Origin of the sequence: Roseivirga sp. UBA838 (assembly GCF_002296035.1) — a bacterium.
GTDB lineage: Bacteria > Bacteroidota > Bacteroidia > Cytophagales > Cyclobacteriaceae > Roseivirga > Roseivirga thermotolerans.
This window is the reverse complement of the sequence record NZ_DBHC01000028.1, coordinates 11,395-32,630: the sequence shown is the minus strand read 5'-3', so window position 1 is coordinate 32,630 and position 21,236 is coordinate 11,395. Positions and strand designations below refer to the sequence as shown.

At 44.1% G+C, this 21,236-nt stretch carries 17 protein-coding genes; 10 read left to right on the top strand and 7 right to left on the bottom strand.

Annotated elements, in window-relative coordinates:
* Window positions 1-34 precede the first annotated feature (34 nt).
* The 4 genes from B3O12_RS09520 to ade form a co-directional block, all read right to left on the bottom strand.
* Window positions 35-313 (bottom strand): hypothetical protein, encoded by a 279-nt coding sequence (locus tag B3O12_RS09520; protein WP_286756125.1) that lies wholly within the window; start codon window positions 311-313, stop codon window positions 35-37.
* Window positions 313-1,632, bottom strand: a complete 1,320-nt coding sequence (locus B3O12_RS09515; protein ID WP_189629796.1) for a tetratricopeptide repeat protein — start codon at window positions 1,630-1,632, stop codon at window positions 313-315. The genes B3O12_RS09520 and B3O12_RS09515 overlap by 1 nt, the downstream gene beginning before the upstream one ends.
* Window positions 1,633-1,768: 136 nt before the next feature.
* The gene (locus B3O12_RS09510) at window positions 1,769-3,055 is read right to left on the bottom strand and encodes a hypothetical protein (RefSeq protein ID WP_286756124.1); all 1,287 of its coding nucleotides are present in this window, start codon (window positions 3,053-3,055) and stop codon (window positions 1,769-1,771) included.
* Window positions 3,056-3,122: 67 nt separating this feature from the next.
* Complete coding sequence (ade, locus tag B3O12_RS09505; RefSeq protein ID WP_286756123.1) at window positions 3,123-4,748, bottom strand: adenine deaminase; 1,626 nt, start codon at window positions 4,746-4,748, stop codon at window positions 3,123-3,125.
* Window positions 4,749-4,874: 126 nt separating this feature from the next.
* Here ade and cmk point away from each other — a divergent pair, with 126 nt between their 5' ends.
* The 8 genes from cmk to B3O12_RS09465 all read left to right on the top strand — a co-directional run bounded on the left by cmk (window position 4,875) and on the right by B3O12_RS09465 (window position 12,812).
* Window positions 4,875-5,603: a (d)CMP kinase gene (gene cmk / locus B3O12_RS09500; protein WP_348655400.1), complete on the top strand. Its 729-nt coding sequence runs from the start codon at window positions 4,875-4,877 to the stop codon at window positions 5,601-5,603.
* 9 nt (window positions 5,604-5,612) lie between these two features.
* The gene (locus tag B3O12_RS09495; RefSeq protein ID WP_286756122.1) at window positions 5,613-6,506 is read left to right on the top strand and encodes a 4-hydroxy-3-methylbut-2-enyl diphosphate reductase; all 894 of its coding nucleotides are present in this window, start codon (window positions 5,613-5,615) and stop codon (window positions 6,504-6,506) included.
* A 142-nt stretch (window positions 6,507-6,648) separates the two neighbouring features.
* The gene (locus B3O12_RS09490) at window positions 6,649-8,016 is read left to right on the top strand and encodes a Na(+)-translocating NADH-quinone reductase subunit A (protein WP_286756121.1); all 1,368 of its coding nucleotides are present in this window, start codon (window positions 6,649-6,651) and stop codon (window positions 8,014-8,016) included.
* Window positions 8,017-8,021: 5 nt separating this feature from the next.
* On the top strand, window positions 8,022-9,239 hold the full coding sequence (locus B3O12_RS09485) for an NADH:ubiquinone reductase (Na(+)-transporting) subunit B (RefSeq protein ID WP_286756120.1): 1,218 nt from the start codon (window positions 8,022-8,024) through the stop codon (window positions 9,237-9,239).
* Window positions 9,226-9,999: an NADH:ubiquinone reductase (Na(+)-transporting) subunit C gene (gene nqrC / locus B3O12_RS09480; protein WP_189629802.1), complete on the top strand. Its 774-nt coding sequence runs from the start codon at window positions 9,226-9,228 to the stop codon at window positions 9,997-9,999. Before B3O12_RS09485 ends, nqrC begins: the two co-directional genes overlap by 14 nt.
* A gap of 13 nt (window positions 10,000-10,012) precedes the next feature.
* Entirely contained in the window at window positions 10,013-10,678 is a 666-nt protein-coding gene (locus B3O12_RS09475) for an NADH:ubiquinone reductase (Na(+)-transporting) subunit D (RefSeq protein WP_189629803.1), read from the top strand.
* A 10-nt stretch (window positions 10,679-10,688) separates the two neighbouring features.
* Window positions 10,689-11,303, top strand: a complete 615-nt coding sequence (nqrE, locus tag B3O12_RS09470) for an NADH:ubiquinone reductase (Na(+)-transporting) subunit E (protein ID WP_422662581.1) — start codon at window positions 10,689-10,691, stop codon at window positions 11,301-11,303.
* Window positions 11,304-11,453: 150 nt separating this feature from the next.
* Window positions 11,454-12,812 (top strand): S41 family peptidase, encoded by a 1,359-nt coding sequence (locus tag B3O12_RS09465; RefSeq protein ID WP_286756119.1) that lies wholly within the window; start codon window positions 11,454-11,456, stop codon window positions 12,810-12,812.
* Here B3O12_RS09465 and B3O12_RS09460 read toward each other — a convergent pair.
* The gene (locus B3O12_RS09460; RefSeq protein WP_286744872.1) at window positions 12,801-13,343 is read right to left on the bottom strand and encodes a pyridoxamine 5'-phosphate oxidase family protein; all 543 of its coding nucleotides are present in this window, start codon (window positions 13,341-13,343) and stop codon (window positions 12,801-12,803) included. The genes B3O12_RS09465 and B3O12_RS09460 overlap by 12 nt on opposite strands.
* Before the next feature lie 316 nt (window positions 13,344-13,659).
* Here B3O12_RS09460 and B3O12_RS09455 point away from each other — a divergent pair, with 316 nt between their 5' ends.
* Both B3O12_RS09455 and B3O12_RS09450 read left to right on the top strand, forming a co-directional pair.
* Entirely contained in the window at window positions 13,660-15,897 is a 2,238-nt protein-coding gene (locus B3O12_RS09455) for a Tex family protein (RefSeq protein ID WP_286756118.1), read from the top strand.
* A 142-nt stretch (window positions 15,898-16,039) separates the two neighbouring features.
* Entirely contained in the window at window positions 16,040-16,873 is an 834-nt protein-coding gene (locus tag B3O12_RS09450; protein ID WP_286756117.1) for a DUF3667 domain-containing protein, read from the top strand.
* Window position 16,874: 1 nt separating this feature from the next.
* Here the strand turns inward: B3O12_RS09450 and B3O12_RS09445 are convergent, their stop codons facing one another.
* Entirely contained in the window at window positions 16,875-17,378 is a 504-nt protein-coding gene (locus B3O12_RS09445; protein ID WP_286756116.1) for a hypothetical protein, read from the bottom strand.
* Between the two features lie 298 nt (window positions 17,379-17,676).
* Entirely contained in the window at window positions 17,677-20,952 is a 3,276-nt protein-coding gene (locus B3O12_RS09440; protein WP_286756115.1) for an amidohydrolase family protein, read from the bottom strand.
* Window positions 20,953-21,236 lie beyond the last annotated feature (284 nt).

Genomic DNA, 21,236 nt, shown 5'->3' with positions numbered 1-21,236 from the left:
TCTTTGATAGTACTCAAAACTTCTCCTTTAGGTTCTATACTTCAGTGGCACCTGGGCCTTTCCTAAACATTTTCTTTACGGCCTGCTCCAGTTCTTCAGCCGCTTTTCTTAAGTGGAATTTAGCCTCTTCGAACTTAGGCCCATTTTTGGTTTTAAAGTCCTGTAGCTTGTCTTCCAGCTTATCGCGTTGTTTCTTCAGGTCTTCTATCACATCTTCCATTTCTTCGCGAGCCTCGGCTCCGGCCTCTTTGGCCTTTTCTACCAGCTCATCTATTTTCTCTCTGATTTCTTTCAGTAACTTCTCTGTGTCCATTAGTTTGTAGGTCTTGTTTTAATGGTGGTTGAAACATTAATCCAGCAGCCCACTTTAATAGGATCTCCCTCATTTTTGTTGGCTGTGAATACATCAGAAACTGTGGGAAACTGTGCTCTGGCCTGGGCCATTCCTTCCTTATTACCCGCTTTCTGGTATAAATCGTATGCTGCCATATAAATGGCTCTATCATCGATTTGGCTTTGTTGCTTAGCACATTCGTTGAAGCTATTCATGTACATATTAGCTACCAAAGTAAGTGCCTGGGCTTCATAAGACTTGTGTGTTTCTGCAGCCTGGAAGGCTATTTTTCGGGCCTCTTGCTTGTTGCCCTGGGCTATGTATACCGAAGTGAGCCCCAGTAAAAGATCTGCCTTTTTCTCAGGGTCTTTAGACAAGCTCACAGCTTGCTGATAGAATTTTACTGCCTTATCATATTCTTTAGTGGAATAGGCTCTTTGAGCAATTACTTTGGCCATTCCTTCAGTAGGTTCCAGTTTTTGAATAATCTCGGCCGATTTCAGGAAGTATGTACTTTCGGTACAGCCCTGATTGAGTAGCAATCCGAAAATCTTTTTGGCCAGCTTTAGGTCGTTGGTATTGTTATTCAGGGGAGGGGCCAGATTGGTATTAATGAAGTCACAATTGAGGTCATCACCAATAATCTGTGTGAGCAAACCATTTACAGCCGCACGGTACCGGTCTAGTTTGTCAGAATCTTCACCTTGTTGTTCTTTGCGGTCAATAACATCCAGCACTTTGCCATAAACATCCAAAACCTGATCGTTCGAAATGGAGTTGCCATAGGCCTTGTAGCGTCTCACCACATCCATGTAAGAAACAATGTTGTTGTTAATAACCTCTTCTGGTTTTTTGTAGGCTTCGTGGTATGCCTCTAGTGCTTCACCTATTTTTTCACGATTCGATTTCCAGTATTTATAGTAGCGATAGGCCTTATTGTTTACTTCCAGGTCGCTTAGACCAAAGTATTTCTCTTTTAAGTTGAAGGCAATAAACATCGAGTCGAGCAACACATTCTGTTTGGTCTCGTCCGTTTCGGCTTCTGCCAGGTTTTCGTAAGCTTTATATGCGTTTATGTACAGACCATCGTACAAATCAGGGGCATTTTTCATGAGCCAGCTAAGCGAATTGGCCGCTTGTCTATACCTATCGATAGACATGGCATCAACCGATAGAGCAAATCTTCTTTTTGCTTCTTCGGCAAGTACCGGATCATCAGGCAATTTTAGCTGACTTTCCTGGCTCATTCCCACTTGAGCAATACATAAGGTAAGTAGTACAAAGAATATCCTTTTCATAACAATGAGTTTTCTAACCAATCATTTAATCAAACATTTAGCCAAAAAGCTAAGGCCACGCGAAACTAACAGGTCTTAGAAAGTATGAATAAATGCATGGATTATCAAATTGTTGTTTTTAGCTCAAATATAACGGTCAATTGCTTACTCTTGTTCTCAATTTAGTGCTTAGCTGTATCCAGCAGTCTACGTCAATTTGGTCTCCATCGAACAAGTTATTTTCGAAAGCTTCTTCCCGCGTTGGGAATCTTTTAGCAGCTTCTTCCATACCCTTCTTGTCACCTGCTTTTTCGAAAGCGTCATAGGCTACCAGGTAAACGGCCTTGTCCTGAACCCGATCATGGCGTTCGGCACAATCGTTATAGCTGGAAAGATAAAGATTGCCAATGAACGAGTAGGCCACAGAGGTTTGGCCGGGGTCTGCTGCCACAGCCTCCAAGGCACTGGCTCTTGCCTTGGTTTTATCATTGTTTAAAAAATATATTTCGGCCAGACTCAGATATATCGCTGCGCGCTTATCGGCTACAGGTTCCAGCTCAATGGCTTTCACATAGTGGGTTGTGGCTAGGGCGTAATTCCCTTCTGCTGCAGCGTATTGAGCCAGTATTTTATGAAGTCCCGGACTTGGCTCGCTTCTGGAAAGTATATTGAGGGCTTTTAGGTAATGTTCCGATTTTCCACATTTAGAATCGAGGGTGAGCGATACAATTTTCTTGGCTAAATACACGCTGTCCGGGGCAGTCATGTGGGTAGCTATTTGCTTAATTGCCTGACAATGTTCATTGACATTCAGTGTTTTAAAAACCTGATCATCGGCATATTTGCTGTAGGTTTCGTACAGCTTGAGGTTTTTTGAGAAGTACCTTGAGGCAATTTGCCTGCTGGCCAGTTCATAGTTGGCCAATATTTCTGCCGTTGACAAAGGCTTTACCAGCTCATGGTATTTGTTGGTTATATACATAAAAGCTACCAGGTTGTTGTTTATTACCTCATCGGGACTTTCAAAGAGTTCATGGAAAAGAGGGTAGGCTTCTGCTACTTTTTCCTTGTTGTTCAGAAAATAATCGAAGTACCGAAAGGCCAGTTTGTTCTTTTCAATATCTGTCAGGCCAAAGTGCTTTTCTTTTAGGCGGAAGGCAATAATTAGCGAATCGAGAAGTACATTTTTCTTGGTTGTGTCTTCCACTTTACCGGCTGTTTCTTCCAGCGCTTTGAATGCCATGCTGTAGACACTGGAAGATGCCTTGGGAGCATTCTGAAGCAGCCAGTGAATAGATGGCAGAGCCTTCTCATAATAACCAAAGTGCATGTTGTCTCCGGCCAGCACTAATTTTTCATTAATCGCATGCTTAGAAGGAGTGTCTTGAGCATAGGTTAAACCCACCGTGAACACGGTGAGAAGCAGGAAAGTAAGTACTCTCATTTTGTTTAAGGTTTATTGAACCTAGAAGGTAGTGGAATAAATCCTTAAATCAAACTAACTTATTAGTTCAATTTCTAAACAAGTTGGTAAACGAGAAGCTTTCCCCATCGAACAGGCCTTTGTCGCTAAGTTTAAGTTTGGGAATCACAAGTAAGGCCATAAAGGAGAGGGTCATGAACGGAGAATTGAGTTTGCTACCGAGCTTCTTGGCCATGGCATCAATAGCCGTATATTTTTGAGCGACCACATACCCGTCTTCGGCCGACATGATTCCTGCTACAGGCAATGGTAAAACCATTTCGTTGTCAGAACCCACGGCACTTACTCCACCCTGCGATTCAATAATGAGGTTGATTGCTCTTGCCAAATCCTCATCGTTGGTGCCAACAGCTATAATGTTGTGGGAATCGTGCCCCACACAAGAGGCAATGGCACCTTCTTTTAGCTGAAAGTTTTTAATAAAGGCTATTGCCGGCCGGGCCTTATGATACCGATTTACCACCACCATTTTAAGAATGTCTTTCCGGGGATCCGAAACAGCCATTCCCTCAGCATTGATTGGGCAGGGAAGCCATAGGCTGTTTGTAATGAGCTGCCCATCCATGGCCTCAATTACCTGTACTTCCCGGCCGGTAGCTTTAAGAGCTATTTGCTTCGCTGATACAGGGGCACAATCGAAGCGATTAATTATTTCGTTGTCAACTCTCGGAATAAGGGTTTTGCCTCTTTCGGCAACAGCTTTGCCATTAATATAAGTGGCCAATACATTAAACTCCTGTAAGTTGTTAACTACAATAAAGTCAGCCAAATCGCCTGTTTGCAGGGTGCCCACGTCTAAGGAGTAGTGGTCTACAGGGGTAATACAGGCTGCAGTTAATACATCGAACAAATTGAAGCCTTTGGCGAGTGTACGTTTTACCAGTTGATCAATGTGCCCTTCCACAAGGTTATCAGGGTGTTTATCGTCAGAGCAGAACATGAGCATTTCTGGAGCTTCACCAAACAGCTCCACAAGGGCATCAAAGTTTTTGGCCGCAGAGCCTTCGCGAATGGCTATTTTCATACCATGCTTTAATTTATCTCGGGCTTCATCGGCAGTAAAACACTCGTGGTCAGTACTCATTCCCGCCTTCACATACTTTTCAGCTTGTTCTCCTCTAAGGCCCGGTGCATGGCCATCTATAGGTTTTCCGGCTTTTTGAGCACTTTCTATTTTCTGCCGTACCGTCTCATCGCCATACAATACTCCCGGCCAGTTCATCATTTCTGCCAGATACTTTACCTCAGGCTTTTGCAACAAATAGTCAACTTCTGCAGCACTAATTTCGGCCCCGGCTGTTTCAAAAGTAGTTGCTGGTACGCATGATGGAGCCCCAAAGTAAAACTTGAAATTTACCTTACGTCCGTTTTCAATCATGTATTCCACACCCTTAACTCCGAGCACGTTGCCTATTTCGTGCGGGTCGGAAACCGTGGCTACTGTGCCATGTACCACTGCCAACCGTGCAAATTCAGAGGGTACAAGCATGGAGCTCTCCACGTGCACATGAGCATCGACAAATCCGGGTAGTATGTATTGGTCGGCAACCTGGTTGGTTTCTTGTATTGAAACTATTTTGTTGCCCTCCATACGGATTTCACCATCAAATATCCTCCGGTTTCTGACATCGACAATATGGCCTGATATTTTCATGCTACAATGTTAAAGAATTGCCCCATGGAATTCCAGCCGGTGGAGAGCCTTACAGCGAAAAGTAGCTATAGTTTAGGCTAAGTATAGGAGGCTTAGTGCCTGGCTTGTGGGTTTCTTTATTAAAAAATGGAAGATAAGCCTTTGAATCCTACCTTTGCGCAAACTTCTGAAATGACCAAGATTAATATTGCCATAGACGGACTCTCGGGCTGTGGAAAGAGCAGCACGGCCAAAGCCGTAGCCAAGGCACTGGGCTATAAATTCATAGACACCGGAGCCATGTACAGGGCTGTAACCTTATATATGTTAGACAAACAAGTGGATATTAATAACCCTGATGCGGTTGAAGAGGCATTGGCCAATATTCGGATAGATTTTCGTTTTGATTCTGAAACACAGAAAAACGAAACCTTTTTGAATGAACAGAACGTTGAAACAGCGATACGTTCAATGAGGGTGGCAGGCCAGGTAAGTCAGGTGGCTGCCATTAAGGCCGTAAGAAAAGCAATGGTTGCTCAACAGCAGGCCATGGGTAAAGACAAAGGAGTGGTAATGGACGGGCGCGATATTGGTTCTGTCGTTTTTCCTGACGCGGAACTAAAGGTTTATATGACCGCCACTACCGAAGTGAGAGCCAGGAGAAGGCAAATGGAGCTGGCTGAAAAAGGGGAGAAGGCAGACCTCGCTGAGATTATGGAAAACCTGGAAAAAAGAGACCAGATAGATTCTACCCGGAGCGAGAGTCCTTTAATAAAGGTAAAAGACGCTGTAGAGATAGATACTTCTCATTTGAAATTTGAAGAGCAAGTTCAAAAAGTGTTAGATTTGGCCAAGCAACGCATTGAGGCAGAATAGAATAAGTGTATGCAAGTTACCATAGATCAGAATTCAGGGTATTGTTTTGGAGTGGAGTTTGCCATTCAGATGGCCGAAGACGAAATGAAAGAAGGTTCGCTCTATTGTCTTGGCGACATTGTACACAACAGTATGGAGGTAAAACGCCTCAATGAAAAAGGGCTCAAGATTATCGATCGGGAAGACCTGAAAGACATTAAAGACTCCAAAGTGCTCATTCGGGCGCATGGAGAGCCGCCAGAAACCTACCAATTGGCGCTAAAAAACAATATAGAACTGGTGGATGCCTCTTGCCCTGTGGTGCTAAAGCTTCAAAACAGAGTAAAACTGGCCTATGACAAAATGAAAAGAGTAAACGGCCAGATTGTAATATATGGCAAGCTGGGTCATGCAGAGGTCATTGGCCTGTCGGGTCAAACCAACAACGAAGCCATAATAATCATGGAAGAGGCCGATTTGGAAAAGATTGACTTTAACCGTCCGGTTACCCTTTTTTCCCAAACTACCAAAAGCACAAAAGGCTTTTATCACATTCGCGAACTGATTGAGGAGCGCATAAAAGCGGCCAAAGGTGAGTTGGAAGAAATTGACTTTTCGGCCAACGACAGTATTTGCCGCCAGGTGTCTAACCGAGAGCCTCAACTACAAAAGTTTGCAGAAGAAGTAGATGTTATTGTGTTTGTGAGTGGCAAAAAGAGCTCCAATGGCAAAGCCCTTTACACGGTATGTAAACAGCAGAATGAAAGAAGCTACTTTGTAGAAAATGAGGACGAAGTCGATTTTAGCTGGATTCGCCCTTCAGACCATGTGGGCATTTGCGGAGCCACCTCAACTCCTATGTGGCTCATGCAAAATGTGGCACAACACATTGAAAATCATTTCACTAAAACCGTAGAAATATAATATTTCACCTAGCATTTCAATAGCAAGTTTTTTGAACTTAACTTGCGCACCGAAAAGGAAGGCCTAGCCTTTCATTTGAGAGCAAAAGTGTTATTTTTGCCTCGATTTTGATCAACCTTAGTGATTCGCAACTCAATACAGTATGTCTAAAATTGTAAAGCTTAAAAAAGGCTTTGACATCAACCTTGCCGGGAAGGCGCAAAAGAAAATCGCGAATACTCCCCCTTCGGAAACGTTTGCTATCAAACCCACTGACTTTGTAGGAATGAAGAGACCCAAGCTTTTAGTAGCTGAGGGTGACAACGTGAAGGCCGGAACTCCTGTTTTGTATGACAAAATGCAGGAAAACGTGATGATTTGCTCTCCCGTAAGTGGTGAAGTAGTCGAAGTGAAGAGGGGAGCCAAGAGAAAACTACTTGAGATTAAGATTTTGGCCGACAAGGAAGTTGAATATGAGCAATTCAAAACCTACAATGTTTCTGAGCTCAAGAGTCTCTCCAGAGAAGAGGCTACCGCTCAGATGACTAAAGGAGGAGTTTGGGCCAACATCATTCAAAGACCTTATGGCATTATCGCCAAAGAAGAAGATACCCCTAAGTCCATCTTTATTTCTGCCTTCGATACCCACCCATTGGCAGCCGACATTGCATTTACCCTAAAGGGTGATGAAGAGGCTTTCAAAACCGGTATTGAAGTGTTGAAGAAATTTACGGAAGGTCCTATTCATCTCAATCACGATCTAAATGGCGAGGTGTCTTCGGTATTTGCCAATGTAGAAGGTATTCAACACAACAAATTTAGCGGGCCTCACCCTGCGGGCAATGTGGGTGTTCAGATTCACCACATAGACCCAATAGCTAAGGGAGATATTGTTTGGACCATTTCACCTTATGGTGTGGCTCAAATAGGAAAGCTTTTCAGCAAAGGAATATACGATGCTTCTCGTTTGGTGGCAGTTGCCGGTTCAGAAGTTAAAGACCCGCAATACTACAAAACCTATACGGGAGCCTGTGTAAATAAAATGGTTGAGGGCAACCTCAAACAAGACCATGTACGCTTCATTAGCGGCAACGTACTAACCGGTGAGCGAGTAGAAAAAGACGGTTATCTGGGCTTTTACAGCAACTTGCTTTCTGTATTGCCAGAAGGAGACCATTCAGAGTTCCTCGGTTGGCTAAAGCCTAAGAAAGAAGTACTGAGTTTCCACAGAGCATGGGGCTTGTTCTCATTCCTGAATGGAAAAAATAAAGAATATGTACTGGATACCAACACCAATGGTGAGGTAAGAGCATTTGTTGAGACCGGGGTATTCGAGAAAGTGACCCCAATGGATATTTACCCAGTGTATCTACTGAAGGCTATTTTAGCTGAAGATTACGATAACATGGAGGCCCTTGGAATCTATGAAGTGATTGAAGAAGATTTGGCCTTGTGTGAATATGTGGATGTCTCTAAACATGATGTTCAACAAATTGTTAGAGATGGGCTTGAATTGATGCAAAACGGTTAATAGGAATGAAGTTTTTACACAAAATATTAGAAAAGCAGAAACCTATGTTCGAGAAGGGTGGTAAGTTGGAGAAATTCTACTACCTGTTCGAAGCTGGTGAAACGTTCCTGTTTTCTCCACCCATTACAGCCGGTAAGAAAGGCGTTCAGGTGAGAGATGCAGTAGATTTGAAGAGAATGATGATGACAGTGGTTATCGCCATGATACCCTGTCTGATCTGGGGAATATTCAATGTGGGCTATCAGCATCACATTGCAGTGGGAGAGACCACTTCATTCTTCTCGGTAGACAACCTGTTGTTTGGTGCCCGCTGGGTACTGCCAATCGTTTTGGTTTCCTATGCCGCAGGTGGTATAGTTGAAGCCATTTTTGCCGTAATAAGAAAACACCCCATCAACGAAGGATTCCTTGTAACAGGGATGCTCATTCCTTTAATAGTTCCTCCGACCATTCCTTTGTGGCAAGTAGCCTTGGCGACAGTTTTTGGAGTTTTGGTAGGTAAGGAAATTTTTGGAGGAACGGGTATGAACATACTCAACGTGGCTATGACAGCCAGAGCCTTCTTGTACTTTGCCTATCCGTCTCAAATTTCCGGTGAAGTGTGGACTCAATTGGCCGATAAAACGCCCGTAAACGGCTATTCTGGCGCAACAGCACTAGCAGTTGCTTATGAGTCTTCTACCACTGATACCAGTGTAATCTCGGGTTTAGCCGATACCAATAGTGTACTGGCTGCGCCTTTCGGAGGCGACTTCTTTAGCTTCCAAAACATGCTTATTGGTGGAATTCCCGGATCGATTGGTGAAACTTCTACACTAATGGCCCTGTTGGGAGCATTGATACTCATTGCTACCGGTGTGGGTAGCTGGAAAATTATTGTAAGTGTGTTTGCCGGAGCTTTTGCTATGGGTACCATCTTCAATTTGGTAGGAGCAAATACATTTATGGAATTACCAGCAGAATATCACCTTGTTATGGGTGGTTTAGCTTTCGGTGCTGTTTTCATGGCTACAGACCCGGTGTCTGCTTCTCAAACGGAAACAGGAAAATGGATTTATGGAGTGCTCATTGGAGTGCTTACTGTAATAATTAGAGTGGTGAACCCGGCCTATCCGGAAGGTATTATGCTTGCCGTACTGTTTATGAACGTGTTCGCCCCACTCATCGATTTCTATGTAGTACAAGCAAACAAGAAAAGGAGGTTGGCCCGTGCGACAGTCTAATGCTTACGTAATTATATTCTCTCTCATTCTCACAATAGTGTTGGGAGGATTGCTTTCAGGGGTTTCTCAGGTGTTAGGCCCCATTCAAAAAGAAGCCGTTGATTTAGATACCAAAAAACAAATTTTGGGAGCTATTCCTGCGGAGAAAGCGGCCTTGGCCGAAATGACCAAAGAACAGATTCTGACTAGATACAGCGAAGTAATTTCTTCCGAAGTGGCCGACTATCAGGGCAATGTGGTAACTACCAATGCCAAAGGAGAGCCCGTTGTTGCCGAAAATGTAGACATTGAGAAAAACTACAAAAAGCCAGTAGAAGAAAGACTCTTCCCGGTATTTAAGTACAGTGCCGAAGGTAAGGAAGCCTACATTATTCCAACGTATGGAGCCGGACTTTGGGATGCTATCTGGGGATTTGTCGCCTTGGCGCCAGATCTGGAAACTATTCAGGGTGTAAGTTTCGACCACCGTGGTGAAACCCCCGGCTTAGGAGCCAGAATTACTTCAGACGATGTTCAGCAGCGCTATCAGGGCAAACAACTCTATAACGATCAGGGAGAGTTTGTTTCTGTAGAAATGGTGAAAGGTGAAAAAACACCTGAGTCTGCTCTTGGACCAAATAGGGTAGACGGTATGGCCGGTGCTACCCTCACTGCCAATGGTGTGAACGCCATGCTGGAGAACTACCTGGGCTACTATCAGAACTATTTCGATAAGAATGTTCGGAACCAGGCAATGACCATGAATATTGACAATAACTAAACAGTAATTATAAATGAGTACTGAAACGTTAGAAGCCCCGGTAGTAAAAGAAAAAGAAGCCTTACTATCGAAGAGAAGAAAGAAATTCGTTACCGATCCACTGAGTGACGATAACCCAATTACCGTACAGGTATTGGGTATTTGTTCGGCCCTTGCGGTTACCACTCAAATGAAGCCTACGCTGGTAATGGCTCTCTCGGTAATATTTGTATTGATATTTTCTAACCTCATTATCTCTTTAATGAGGAATGCAATCCCCGGCAGGGTACGTATTATTGTGCAGTTGGCAGTAGTAGCCACCCTCGTTACTTTGGTAAATGAGGTACTCAAAGCCTATGCATTCGATATGTACAAAACCCTTTCGGTTTTCATTGGTCTAATCATTACCAACTGTATTGTAATGGGTAGGCTGGAAGCCTTTGCACTTGGAAACAAGCCATACGATTCTGTGTTGGACGGTCTTGGTTCGGGTTTAGGCTACTCATGGATTATTCTTACCGTGGCTTTCTTTAGAGAAATCTGGGGTTCCGGTAAAGTATTCGGATATCCTGTTTTTGAAGCCATTGGTATGGAAAACTTTGCGACCAACGGACTCATGGTTTCTCCTGTAGGAGCCTTTATTGTGCTTGGTTTCATCATATGGATACAGCGATCTAAAACAGGTTACGTAGAACACTAAAAAGTAAGCAATCATGGATTTATTGAATTTAGGTATTAAGTCGATCTTCATTGAGAACATGGTATTTGCCTACTTCTTAGGTATGTGTTCTTTCCTGGCAGTGTCTAAAAAGGTATCGACAGCCTTTGGTTTAGGACTTGCCGTAGTATTCGTTTTGGGTATGACAGTACCCATGAACTGGCTGCTCAATGAGTTTGTATTGAAAGAAGGAGCGTTAGCCTGGTTAGGGGCTGATTTCGCTACTATCGACCTGTCTTTTCTTCGTTTCATAATGTTCATTGCCATTATTGCGGCAATGGTGCAGTTGGTTGAAATGACTATTGAGAAATTTTCTCCATCGCTATATGGTTCGTTAGGTATCTTCTTGCCACTTATTGCAGTGAACTGTGCTATTCTGGGTTCTTCGCTCTTTATGGCACAAAGAGATTATTCTATTGGTGAGGCTACCGTATTTGGCTTTGGTTCAGGTATTGGTTTCTTCCTAGCCATTGTAGCTTTGGCGGCTATCAGAGAAAAACTAAAATATTCTAATGTACCCGATGGCCTTAAAGGATTGGGCGTAACAATGTTCATTACCGGTCTAATGGGTATTGCATTCATGAGCTTTATGGGTATTTCCATCTAAGGCTCTAAAAACTCTTAGAGAAGACTGTCTTCAAAGGAGCTTTCGTAAAGCAGGCTCGTTTTGAAGACAGTTTTTTTTATGCCTGTCTATTGTTGCGAATTACATTAACCACTGGTGTTCGCAAGCACAATCCCTTAGGTTTGAATCTCTATGCACAGGCTTTACCTTTTTATTTTTAGTGTGTTTGCCCCTGTTGTGGGACAGGCGCAAGACCTTAGTCAAAAACAGGCTGCCGAAGATCTGCTTTATCTAAAGAAAGAGCTGGAAGCCTATCACCCGGGAATGTATCGATACACCGGTAAAGACTCCATCGATTGGTACTTTCAAACTGCGCTGGATCAAATTCAGGAGACAGACCAAATCGGTTTTTTTGCCTCCGTAAGCTTTTTGGTAAATAAACTTCGCTGCGGGCATACCCAGGTGCTGTTGCCCGAAATGGATCAGCGCACATTTTTGGAGAACCAACTTTTTATTCCATTAGAAATAAGGGCAGTAAACGGTAAGTGGTTTGTTTTTAATGCCTCACTCACGGGTGACCAACTGAAATCCGGTGATGAGTTGGTGTCTGTTAATGGGCTTAAGATGGATGAAATAGTAAGGCGCATATTTGAGCACCAATCGGCCGATGGCTACATCACAACAGGTCGATTGAGGCTTACTGAGCAGTTCTTTCCTTATTTCTACCAACTGTTTGTGTCTAGGGGTACAACTTCCTTTCAGGTAGAGGTCAGCTCCAATACAGGTCTCAAAACTATTGTATTGCCCGGTGTTAGCTACACTAAAATACGCGCCATGCGAAGGCCCTTTCAGCAGCCGCCTCAGTTGGTGCTTAGGCATGAGGCTTCCTACAGCTACATGAAGATCAACACGTTTTCCAGTAGAGCCTTAAGCGATGCCGGTTTAAATTATGAACGATTCCTGGCTGAGAGCTTCAGGGAGTTAAAGCAAAAAGAAGCACAGACCTTGGTTATAGACCTTCGTGGTAATGGAGGTGGAGACGATAATTACGGAGCCGCCTTAGTGGCTTATTTGGCCAGAAACCCTTTTCGGTATTTCGAAAGAATTGAAGTAACAGAATCTTATAGTGGCTATGGAAACATTGTTCGGGAAAAGGGGCGAAGGCTAATGACTTCCCATAAAGGATTGGACGAGTGGAAGCCTGAAGCCCAAAGGTTTAGAGGAAAAGTATATGTGCTCATTGATGGTTGGAGTTTCTCCACCTGTGCCGATGTAGCCGCAGTTCTGCATCATAACGAGTGGGCCACCCTGGTAGGAGAAGAGTCAGGAGGAGGGTACGATGGCAATACGAGCGGTTCTACCCGAACTTTGATACTACCTCATAGTGGCCTCCGGGTAAACCTCCCCATGTGGATGTACACCACTGCCAATTCCGGTCATCCATATCATGGCAGGGGAGTTATACCTCATAATAGTGTATCTTACACCCTCCAGCAGCTAATGCGAGAAGAAGATGCGGTTATGGAGAAAGTAAAAAGCTTAATCAAATAGTCCCGTAGGAAAACCATCAATACTTACTTGATTTTTTTCTTTCCAGTAGTCCTTAATTCCCTCTTCTCCCTTACGTTCGGCCCAGTCGGTTAAAACCTTTCGGTCATCTTTATATTCCATAAGGGGAACCCCAAAGCCGCATGAGGTTTGTACGGAGTCGAGCGTAACCACAAAGATATTGCGTGCTCCAAAGGGCTCAGGAAACAGTTCAAGATATTCTGCCCATTCATCATTTTGTGGGTGAATGGTTTTTGCACTCCCAAAAAGCCTTAAAATCAATGGTTTGCCTTCAAAAGCGCAAAACATAATGGTAATTCGATTGAGCTGTTTTAGGTGAGCAGCCGTTTCGTTACCACTACCGGTTAGGTTAAGCCAAGCCACTTTATTTGGGCCTAAAACCCTGAAAGAGTCCATGCCTTTGGGTGATACATTGACCCTGCCATTTGGGGCTGCTGTACCGGTAAAAAAGACCTTCTGGTTTTTAATAAATTCAATAAGTTCGGGCGATAGCACATCGTAAAACTTAGCCATAATGATTCTTACTTTTTGGTGCCAATTCTAAAGGGTAGAGACTAATGGCCTGGACACGCGGCCAATCGCCTTAGTATGTAAAGAAAAGACCACTGATGAAAAGTTCCTAGCAAGTAGGCTTTGCAGTCAAATATTTTTTAACAGTTGTTCTTTAGGGGCTGATGATCAATTAAATACCCTTCTAATAGCTTTTTAAAGCGAGACAATCGATCAACATAAGGCATGTGGCACGGTATAACTTTGTGTTAAAAGATTGAAGTAAATTATTTTCAAAGATTCATCTTTCTTTAGTTTTGTGCCCGCTAAAATTAAATCTATGGCTTACGCTCCACTCATTGCTCAAGAATTAAACATAACGCCCAGACAGGTTGAAGCTACCATAAAGCTTTTGGAAGAAGGTGGTACGGTGCCCTTCATCGCCCGATATAGAAAAGAGGTTACCGGCAGTTTAGATGAAGTGCAGATTTCAGCAGTTAGGGATCGGTTGCAGCAGTTAAAAGATCTTGATAAAAGAAGGGATGCCATCCTGAAATCGGTGGAAGAACAGGGTAAGCTTACACCTGAGTTAGAGGAGAAGATCAGGGCTGCCCAAACCATGGCAGCGCTGGAAGATATTTATTTACCCTATAAGCCTAAGCGTAAGACCAGAGCCTCTATGGCCCGCGAAAAAGGTCTGGAGCCATTGGCTAACTTGTTGCTCAAGCAGCAGCCCGTAGATGTGGAAACTGAAGCAGCGGCCTATGTCAATGAAGAGAAAGGCGTAAAAGATATTGATGAAGCCCTGCAGGGAGCCAGAGACATTATTGCCGAGACCATCAATGAAAATGCTGAGGCTCGCGAAAAGATGAGAAAGTATTTTCAGCAAAATGCCATTATCAGATCCAGAGTGTATACCGGAAAAGAGGAAGAAGGCCAAAAGTATAAAGATTACTTTGAGTGGGAAGAGCCTCTTAAAGAGGCGCCATCTCACAGAGTTTTAGCCATGAGAAGGGGCGAGGCTGAACTCTTTTTAATGTTAGATATTTTACCGCCTGAAGAAGAGGCTATAACCATACTCGAAAAACAATTTATTGAGGCCAATAATAGCGCAGCAGAGCAAGTGAGGCTGGCTATAAAAGACTGCTACAAAAGACTACTGAGCCCCTCTATGGAAACAGAAATGCGCATGCTTTCTAAGAAAAAGGCCGATGAGGAAGCCATTGAGGTATTTGCAAAAAACCTTCATAAGTTGTTGATGGCCGCGCCATTAGGAAGCAAAAGAGTTTTGGCTATAGATCCGGGATTCAGAACTGGCTGTAAGGTGGTTTGTCTGGATGCTCAAGGCAAGCTCTTACATTATGAAGCCATTTTCCCCAATGAACCACAAAAAAGGGTGGCCGAATCGGGAGCGGTAATCAAACACCTTGTTGACCAGTTTGCCATTGAAGCCATTGCCATAGGCAACGGAACCGCCTCGCGCGAGACAGAAGACTTCGTGAAGTCGTTGGGACTACCAAAACATGTGTTGCAGGTTATGGTAAATGAAAGCGGTGCCTCCATTTACTCCGCGTCTGAAATTGCCAGAAATGAGTTCCCCGATCATGATGTAACAGTGAGGGGGGCAGTGTCTATCGGACGAAGGCTAATGGATCCGTTGGCAGAATTGGTAAAGATTGATCCTAAATCAATAGGTGTAGGTCAATACCAGCACGATGTAGACCAGACTGCCTTAAAGAAATCGCTCGATGATGTGGTGATGAGCTGTGTAAATGCTGTGGGAGTAGAGGTAAACACCGCCTCAGAACAACTGCTAACCTATGTGGCCGGTCTAGGGCCTCAACTGGCCAGGAATATTGTGGAGTATAGAAACCAGAATGGGCCATTTAAGAATCGTGAAGCCATAAAAAATGTGCAGCGTCTTGGAGAAAAGGCCTTTGAACAAGCGGCAGGTTTCTTGCGCATAAAAGGAGCCGCAAACCCGCTGGACGATAGTGCAGTGCACCCCGAGGCTTACACCATAGTGAGCCAAATGGCCCGCGATTTAAATTGTGAGCTAACAGACCTTATTAAAGAGGCATCGCTTAGGCAGAAGGTAGACCTCAAAAAGTATGTATCTGATACCGTGGGGCTGCCTACTTTAAAAGACATTATGGCTGAGCTCGCCAAACCGGGCCGGGACCCGAGAGAGCAGTTCGAGGTATTCAGTTTTGCCGATGGCGTGAACCATATCGAAGACCTAAAGGTAGGGATGAGAATTCCCGGAATAGTGACCAACGTAACCAACTTTGGAGCCTTTGTAGATGTTGGTGTCCATCAGGATGGTCTGGTGCATATCAGCCAATTGGCCGACCAATATGTGAGCAATCCGGCCGATGTGGTAGCTGTACAGCAAAAAGTAATGGTTACTGTAACAGAGGTAGATGTAGCCAGAAAACGAATATCCCTCTCGATGAAAGGCGATGGCGCGGCAAAAGGCGGTGGGGCAAAGAAAAGATCATCGGGGAGGAAGCAGAACATTCCGGAAACAGATATGGCTGCTAAATTGGCCGCATTGAAAGGCAAGTTTGGAAAGTAGTGCCCGGGGCTAACCCCATTTACCTAGTCTTGGCTTACAAGCCTAAACGGCTTGTAGCACCTGAAACCATTGGTTGGAATAAAGCAGGCAAGGGTTTATATTAAACCTTTTAAGCTCGGTTTTATACATTCCTAAAAATCCAATGAAAGAAGTTAGCACGGCATGCTGTCAATCTTGCGGGCAACCGCTGATGGGTAAATATTGCCATGTGTGCGGAGAAAAAGTACTTGTACAGAGCGACAAGGCCTTAGGGGTATGGGTAAAGGATTTGCTTTCGAATGTTTGGCAGTTAGAAGGAAGGCTTATTAGGTCAATCAAGCTACTGTTGTTTAAACCCGGTAAATATGCTAGCGACTACGCCAGAGGGGCTCGGGTGAAGTATATCAAGCCACTTAATATTTTCCTGATAGTCAACCTAATGTATTTTTTGTTGCCCACCTATGACACATTTCAAACAACTCTGAACAACCAAGTTACGGCCATGCCTTACAGTGCGTGGGCTAGGACAGTTGTACATAATCATGCGGCAAACGAATCATTAAGCATTGAGGAGTTTGAAAAAGCCTATAACGCCAAAACTTCAGAAATAAGTAAGCTCATAATTATTGCGCTGGCACTTATGCTAGGGGTTATAATTTTTTTGTGTTTAAAGCAACAAGGGCTTTATTTAACGGATGGATTCAATCTGGCTTTGCAGTTTTTGTCCTTTTATCTACTTATTATGTTGCTACTCTTGCCCGGCATTAACAGCCAGTTGGAAATATGGACGGATCTCGATTTACTAAGGTCAGACCTCCAGTATTCCTTACTTGCTTTGATCACTTCAGGGGTTTATCTGGCCTTTGAATTAAGGCCATGGAGAGGCACCAAGACTTACCTTTTTCTGACTAAAGTTTTAATCATTATGGTGTCTTTTTATCCGGTAGTTACCCTATATCGTCTTTTACTGTTTGGGGCTACCGTTATAGCTCTATAGGCTACAAAGTACTCTTACCATTCTCATACCATTCAGTGCCGGGCAGGGGCATGGCATAGACAATTTTGTTTCTATAAACCCAGGCATGCAAGGGAGCAGAGGCTTTACCATAAAACTTCCACTCATTGCCTTTGTAGTTAGGTTTGCCCAGAAGGGCATTTGCGTCAATCTCCATGTCGGCAGCGTCTTTGTAGTTTACTATTATTTCATAAAGAGGCTCATTTGAACTTTTACCAAAATAGAGAACTACTGTGCTGATCTTAGAGTCTTGAAGCTCCAGCCCGTAAACCCAACGGAAACTCTCTTCTTTTAAAAGCACGAGTTTCGGATTAGCCGATAGAACATCGGTTCGCGGTTTCTCAAACTCAAAATGCCTTACCTCTTTAGGTAATAACTTTTTGAGTTTAGGTGTGCCTTCGAACGAATAGTAATAGAGTGCACAAAAAATAATTACCTGGCTTGCCAGTACTATGTGTGTGAATTGTTTAACAGTCTGATTAAACATAATTCACAGGTTTTGAGGTAGTTAAATCTAACCAAAAAAAATAATAAGTAGAATACACCTTATTGACGGAGCCGATAGAGTGCTACCCTAAGGCAGAGGACAACAAGGACCAAAGCAACATTCCAAAGCCTCGCGGCTTGCTTATTCTATACTGTGATTAGTTCGATTGTGGTGTTGAAAGAAAGAGAGGATGTCTCTAAAAAAAAATGTGATTGTCTCTTAAAGTACTGAATTAGAGACAATCACATTCGTATTATTCTATAATCGGTATTTTGACCAAACTATTGGTCGAAATCTGTTATTTTCTGATACCGGGAACTCCAGTAGGAGCAAAATCCTGCCACCAAAGTTTTGGAAGTGGCTTGTTTAGAGGATAAACCTGGTTAAGCGTGTCATCTTCGTAGAGGCGCCCATTAATCATCACATAACCAATGTCTTTGGAGTTTCTGATATCATCCAACGGATTGCTGTTTAGAATCACAAGATCGGCCAGCTTGCCTATCTCAATACTACCCAAATCATTGTCCAAGCCTATGGCTTCAGCCCCAAGTATAGTTGCTGCTCTTAAAGCGTCTAACTCAAGCATGCCTCCTGACTGAACAGACCATAATTCCCAATGATAGCCCAAGCCCTGTAGCTGACCGTGAGAACCTATGCCTACGCGTCCGCCTTCCTGCACAATGGCATTGGCCACAGCCGATTGCTCCTCAAAAACATGCTCCTCTTCCATAAACCAACCTGCGTTCCTTCTTCTCGATCGGCTATCCAGGTTGTGGTGTGGCATAAAGCGGTTTAGCTTGGGGTCGTCATGCGGTCTCTCCAGAGCATAGAAGTAGTTTTCTGCCCAAGGGCCACCATAAGCAACCAATAAGGTAGGGGTATAGGCCGATTTGGTAAAGGCCACTAAACCAACTACATCCTTGTACAACGGAAATACGGGCAGCGAATGCTCCTGTCCTGGATACCCGTCTATCATCTGGGTAAGATTATTCCTAAAATTAAGTCCACCTTCCGTGGTAGGCATTATATTTTGTTCTCTGGCAGCCTGAATAATCCACTGACGCTGTTGTCGGTTACCGGTGCCATACATTTTGATGGTTTTAGTGTCGTAATAGGCACTGTAGCGTTTCATTACCTTTCTGGCATGCTCAAGACTGCTAACATTCTCGCTGCTGAAAATTCCCGGGCCCGTTGAATAGATTCTAGGCCCAATGAGCTTACCCGCAACCACTAAATCGCCATAAGTGAGAACATCGGTGGTGGCCGTTTGAGGGTCTCTGGTGGTGGTTACTCCAAATGATAAGTTGGCCAGATAGGGCCAGAACTCACCTCTGTGAATGTTGACCGGGTGTCTGAAATGAGAATGAGTGTCTACAAAGCCCGGAACAATTGTTTTGCCGGACATGTCCATCACTTTTGTTTTTCGGTTGGCTTGAATGTTTTTACCGACTTGCTTAATGCGATTGTTCTCAATTAGAATATCGGTGTTTTCAAGAACTTGGTCACCATTCATGGTAATAACACGGGCATTTCTGAGTAATAATGAGCCCTCAGGAATGTCTCTTTGGGCCTTGACTATCACCCGATGCTCCGTGGGTTCATACTCTTTGGCTGCTTCTTTCTTATCTTCTTGCTCTTCTCCTTTGGTGCTGCTTGCCGATTCATTAAAAGCCTTTTCAGCCTTAAAATCCCAGGTTACATGCGCATTTCCAATAGCCCAATGTACTTTTTGAGCATCCCACGACCAGGCCGGAAACTGACCTCCAATATCGGTCAACTGTTTTGCCGGGAAAGCAGCATTTTTGGGGTTAGCCACCGAAATAGTAGGAGCTTCGCTGCCAACTTGCGGTACAGTAACCACAAACAAGTCGTTTACCACAGCGGCCAGGGCCTGATCTCCTTCAGGTGCCATTTTAATCCACGATGCTCTGGCTCCGCCACCGCCACCGGCAGGCGATTTTCCCGTTATACGCACATGGAACTGTTCATCGGTACCATCCCAGCGAATGGATGATAGCCCTCTAAAGCCCGATAAATATATACGGTTGGAGTTTTTAACGAAGTGGGGATTTTCCCGACCATTGGTATAAGCAATAAAGTTATTGGCCGAACCGTTGGCATCTACCCATATTAGGTCGCTCGTGCCTCTAAAGGCTGTGCGTTGCAAGGCATTTCTAAAATCTTCCGATTGTCCTTTTATAGCTACAATGCGGGTTCCGTCATTGTTCCAAACCGGGTTCTGAAACACCCCATCTTCTTTATTGAGTTGAGTGAGATTTCTACCATTGGGCCTCACTTTGTAGATTTTGCCCCCATCCGGTTGCCAGGTAACAAAAGCAATCCATTCACCATTGGGAGACCAGGCCGGCTCCGCTTGAGTTTCATTCAATTCAACGAGCTTTCTGGGAGTTCCATTTGGTAAATCCATTAAATAAACCTCATTCAGCGCTGTGAAGGCCAACGTTTTACCATCGGGTGATGGAGCTATGTCGCGTATTTGCGTTACCGTAAACTCCGGCTCGTCAGAGATGGGGTAGTCGAATTCAACCAGCGGGCCAATGTCAATACTCGATTGAACTCTGAAAGGGATTTCACGGACTGTTTTATTCAGTATGTTGATTTTCCAGATTTTTCCACCATACGAAATCACAATGTGTTGTTGGTCTGGCGTCCAGGAAAACCCCGGCAAGACATCGCCAGTGGCTCGCGATTCCTGATCATCGTGCTGAATGGGGTAGGCTAGCCATTCTTCTTCTCCTGTTGCAATTTTGCGAAGAATGAGGCCTGTCTGGTCATCATGCCTTGTGGCATAAACCAACCACTGGCCATCGGCACTGGGAGTTGGTCTAAAAGCCGATCCGTATCGAGAAGTTTCAGTAATCATCTCTCCGGTTTTGCGGTCATATCGTCCAATCTGATACTGCGGCATGGGAGCGTTGTAGGTCGAAGTGCCCTGGCGCTGCGAAAACCACACATGGCGAGGGTCAGCACTAAAAGCGCCTTCAATCATACGGAGGCTATTGGGTTCGTCTACCAAGGCAGTACCCGACCCTCCATCGACATGATATAGCCAAATTTTGTGTGCACCCCTCGATTGTTTTGAGGCAATCATGTATTTGCCGTCCGGTGTCCATTCAGGAGACTGATAGCTATTATGATTGCCTTTGGTGATTTGTTGCTTATTTTTTGAATCGAGTTCAATGGTCCATACATTTTCTCCACCTGACTCATCAGAGATATAAATAATTTTCTTGCCATCGGGGCTGAAACGCGGCTGAGTGTCAAACTGCATGCCGCTGGTCAACTGGCTCGCTGTACCACCGGCTATGGGTAAGGTATATAAGTCTCCCAGAAAATCGAACACAATAGTTTGGCCATCAGGGCTCACGTCAAGGGCCATCCATGAGCCTTCATTCAGGTCAAATTCAAAGCTTCTGCCGGGCTCGAGAGGCAGGTTCTTGTTTTTTTTCTTCTTTTCGGTTTGAGTAGTATCACCTTCGGTATCTTGGGCATAGACTGCGATGGATAGTCCCAAAACCAGTAGCGATAAGGTCAGGTTACGAAATATTCTCATAGTTAAAGACTTGTTGAATCAGGAAAGTACCGCTAATGCATTAAAGCCACCAATTAGTTTTTATAAGAGGTAGAACAATAGCCAGAGAGTGCGGCACAACTTCTGAATAGTGGAGAGCCTCTTTTGCAAAGGGTTCTTTGGCTTAGGGCTACTTACTTCAGTCGCTTGGTGTATGTGTCGATATTTTTCTACCATTTATGCTTTCACCAATGGAACTGATAAGGCGTTCTGAAGGCAAAGCCTGCGGCTCAAGTTGTCTGTCTACTGTCATGTGATCTGACTAA

What these genes read in the sequence shown, in the direction of transcription:
- B3O12_RS09520 (WP_286756125.1), bottom strand. Translation starts at nt 313, where the DNA reads ATGGACACAGAGAAGTTACTGAAAGAAATCAGAGAGAAAATAGATGAG.
- B3O12_RS09515 (WP_189629796.1), bottom strand. Translation starts at nt 1,632, where the DNA reads ATGAAAAGGATATTCTTTGTACTACTTACCTTATGTATTGCTCAAGTG.
- B3O12_RS09510 (WP_286756124.1), bottom strand. Translation starts at nt 3,055, where the DNA reads ATGAGAGTACTTACTTTCCTGCTTCTCACCGTGTTCACGGTGGGTTTA.
- ade (WP_286756123.1), bottom strand. Translation starts at nt 4,748, where the DNA reads ATGAAAATATCAGGCCATATTGTCGATGTCAGAAACCGGAGGATATTT.
- cmk (WP_348655400.1), top strand. Translation starts at nt 4,875, where the DNA reads ATGGAAGATAAGCCTTTGAATCCTACCTTTGCGCAAACTTCTGAAATG.
- B3O12_RS09495 (WP_286756122.1), top strand. Translation starts at nt 5,613, where the DNA reads ATGCAAGTTACCATAGATCAGAATTCAGGGTATTGTTTTGGAGTGGAG.
- B3O12_RS09490 (WP_286756121.1), top strand. Translation starts at nt 6,649, where the DNA reads ATGTCTAAAATTGTAAAGCTTAAAAAAGGCTTTGACATCAACCTTGCC.
- B3O12_RS09485 (WP_286756120.1), top strand. Translation starts at nt 8,022, where the DNA reads ATGAAGTTTTTACACAAAATATTAGAAAAGCAGAAACCTATGTTCGAG.
- B3O12_RS09475 (WP_189629803.1), top strand. Translation starts at nt 10,013, where the DNA reads ATGAGTACTGAAACGTTAGAAGCCCCGGTAGTAAAAGAAAAAGAAGCC.
- B3O12_RS09465 (WP_286756119.1), top strand. Translation starts at nt 11,454, where the DNA reads ATGCACAGGCTTTACCTTTTTATTTTTAGTGTGTTTGCCCCTGTTGTG.
- B3O12_RS09460 (WP_286744872.1), bottom strand. Translation starts at nt 13,343, where the DNA reads ATGGCTAAGTTTTACGATGTGCTATCGCCCGAACTTATTGAATTTATT.
- B3O12_RS09455 (WP_286756118.1), top strand. Translation starts at nt 13,660, where the DNA reads ATGGCTTACGCTCCACTCATTGCTCAAGAATTAAACATAACGCCCAGA.
- B3O12_RS09450 (WP_286756117.1), top strand. Translation starts at nt 16,040, where the DNA reads ATGAAAGAAGTTAGCACGGCATGCTGTCAATCTTGCGGGCAACCGCTG.
- B3O12_RS09445 (WP_286756116.1), bottom strand. Translation starts at nt 17,378, where the DNA reads ATGTTTAATCAGACTGTTAAACAATTCACACACATAGTACTGGCAAGC.
- B3O12_RS09440 (WP_286756115.1), bottom strand. Translation starts at nt 20,952, where the DNA reads ATGAGAATATTTCGTAACCTGACCTTATCGCTACTGGTTTTGGGACTA.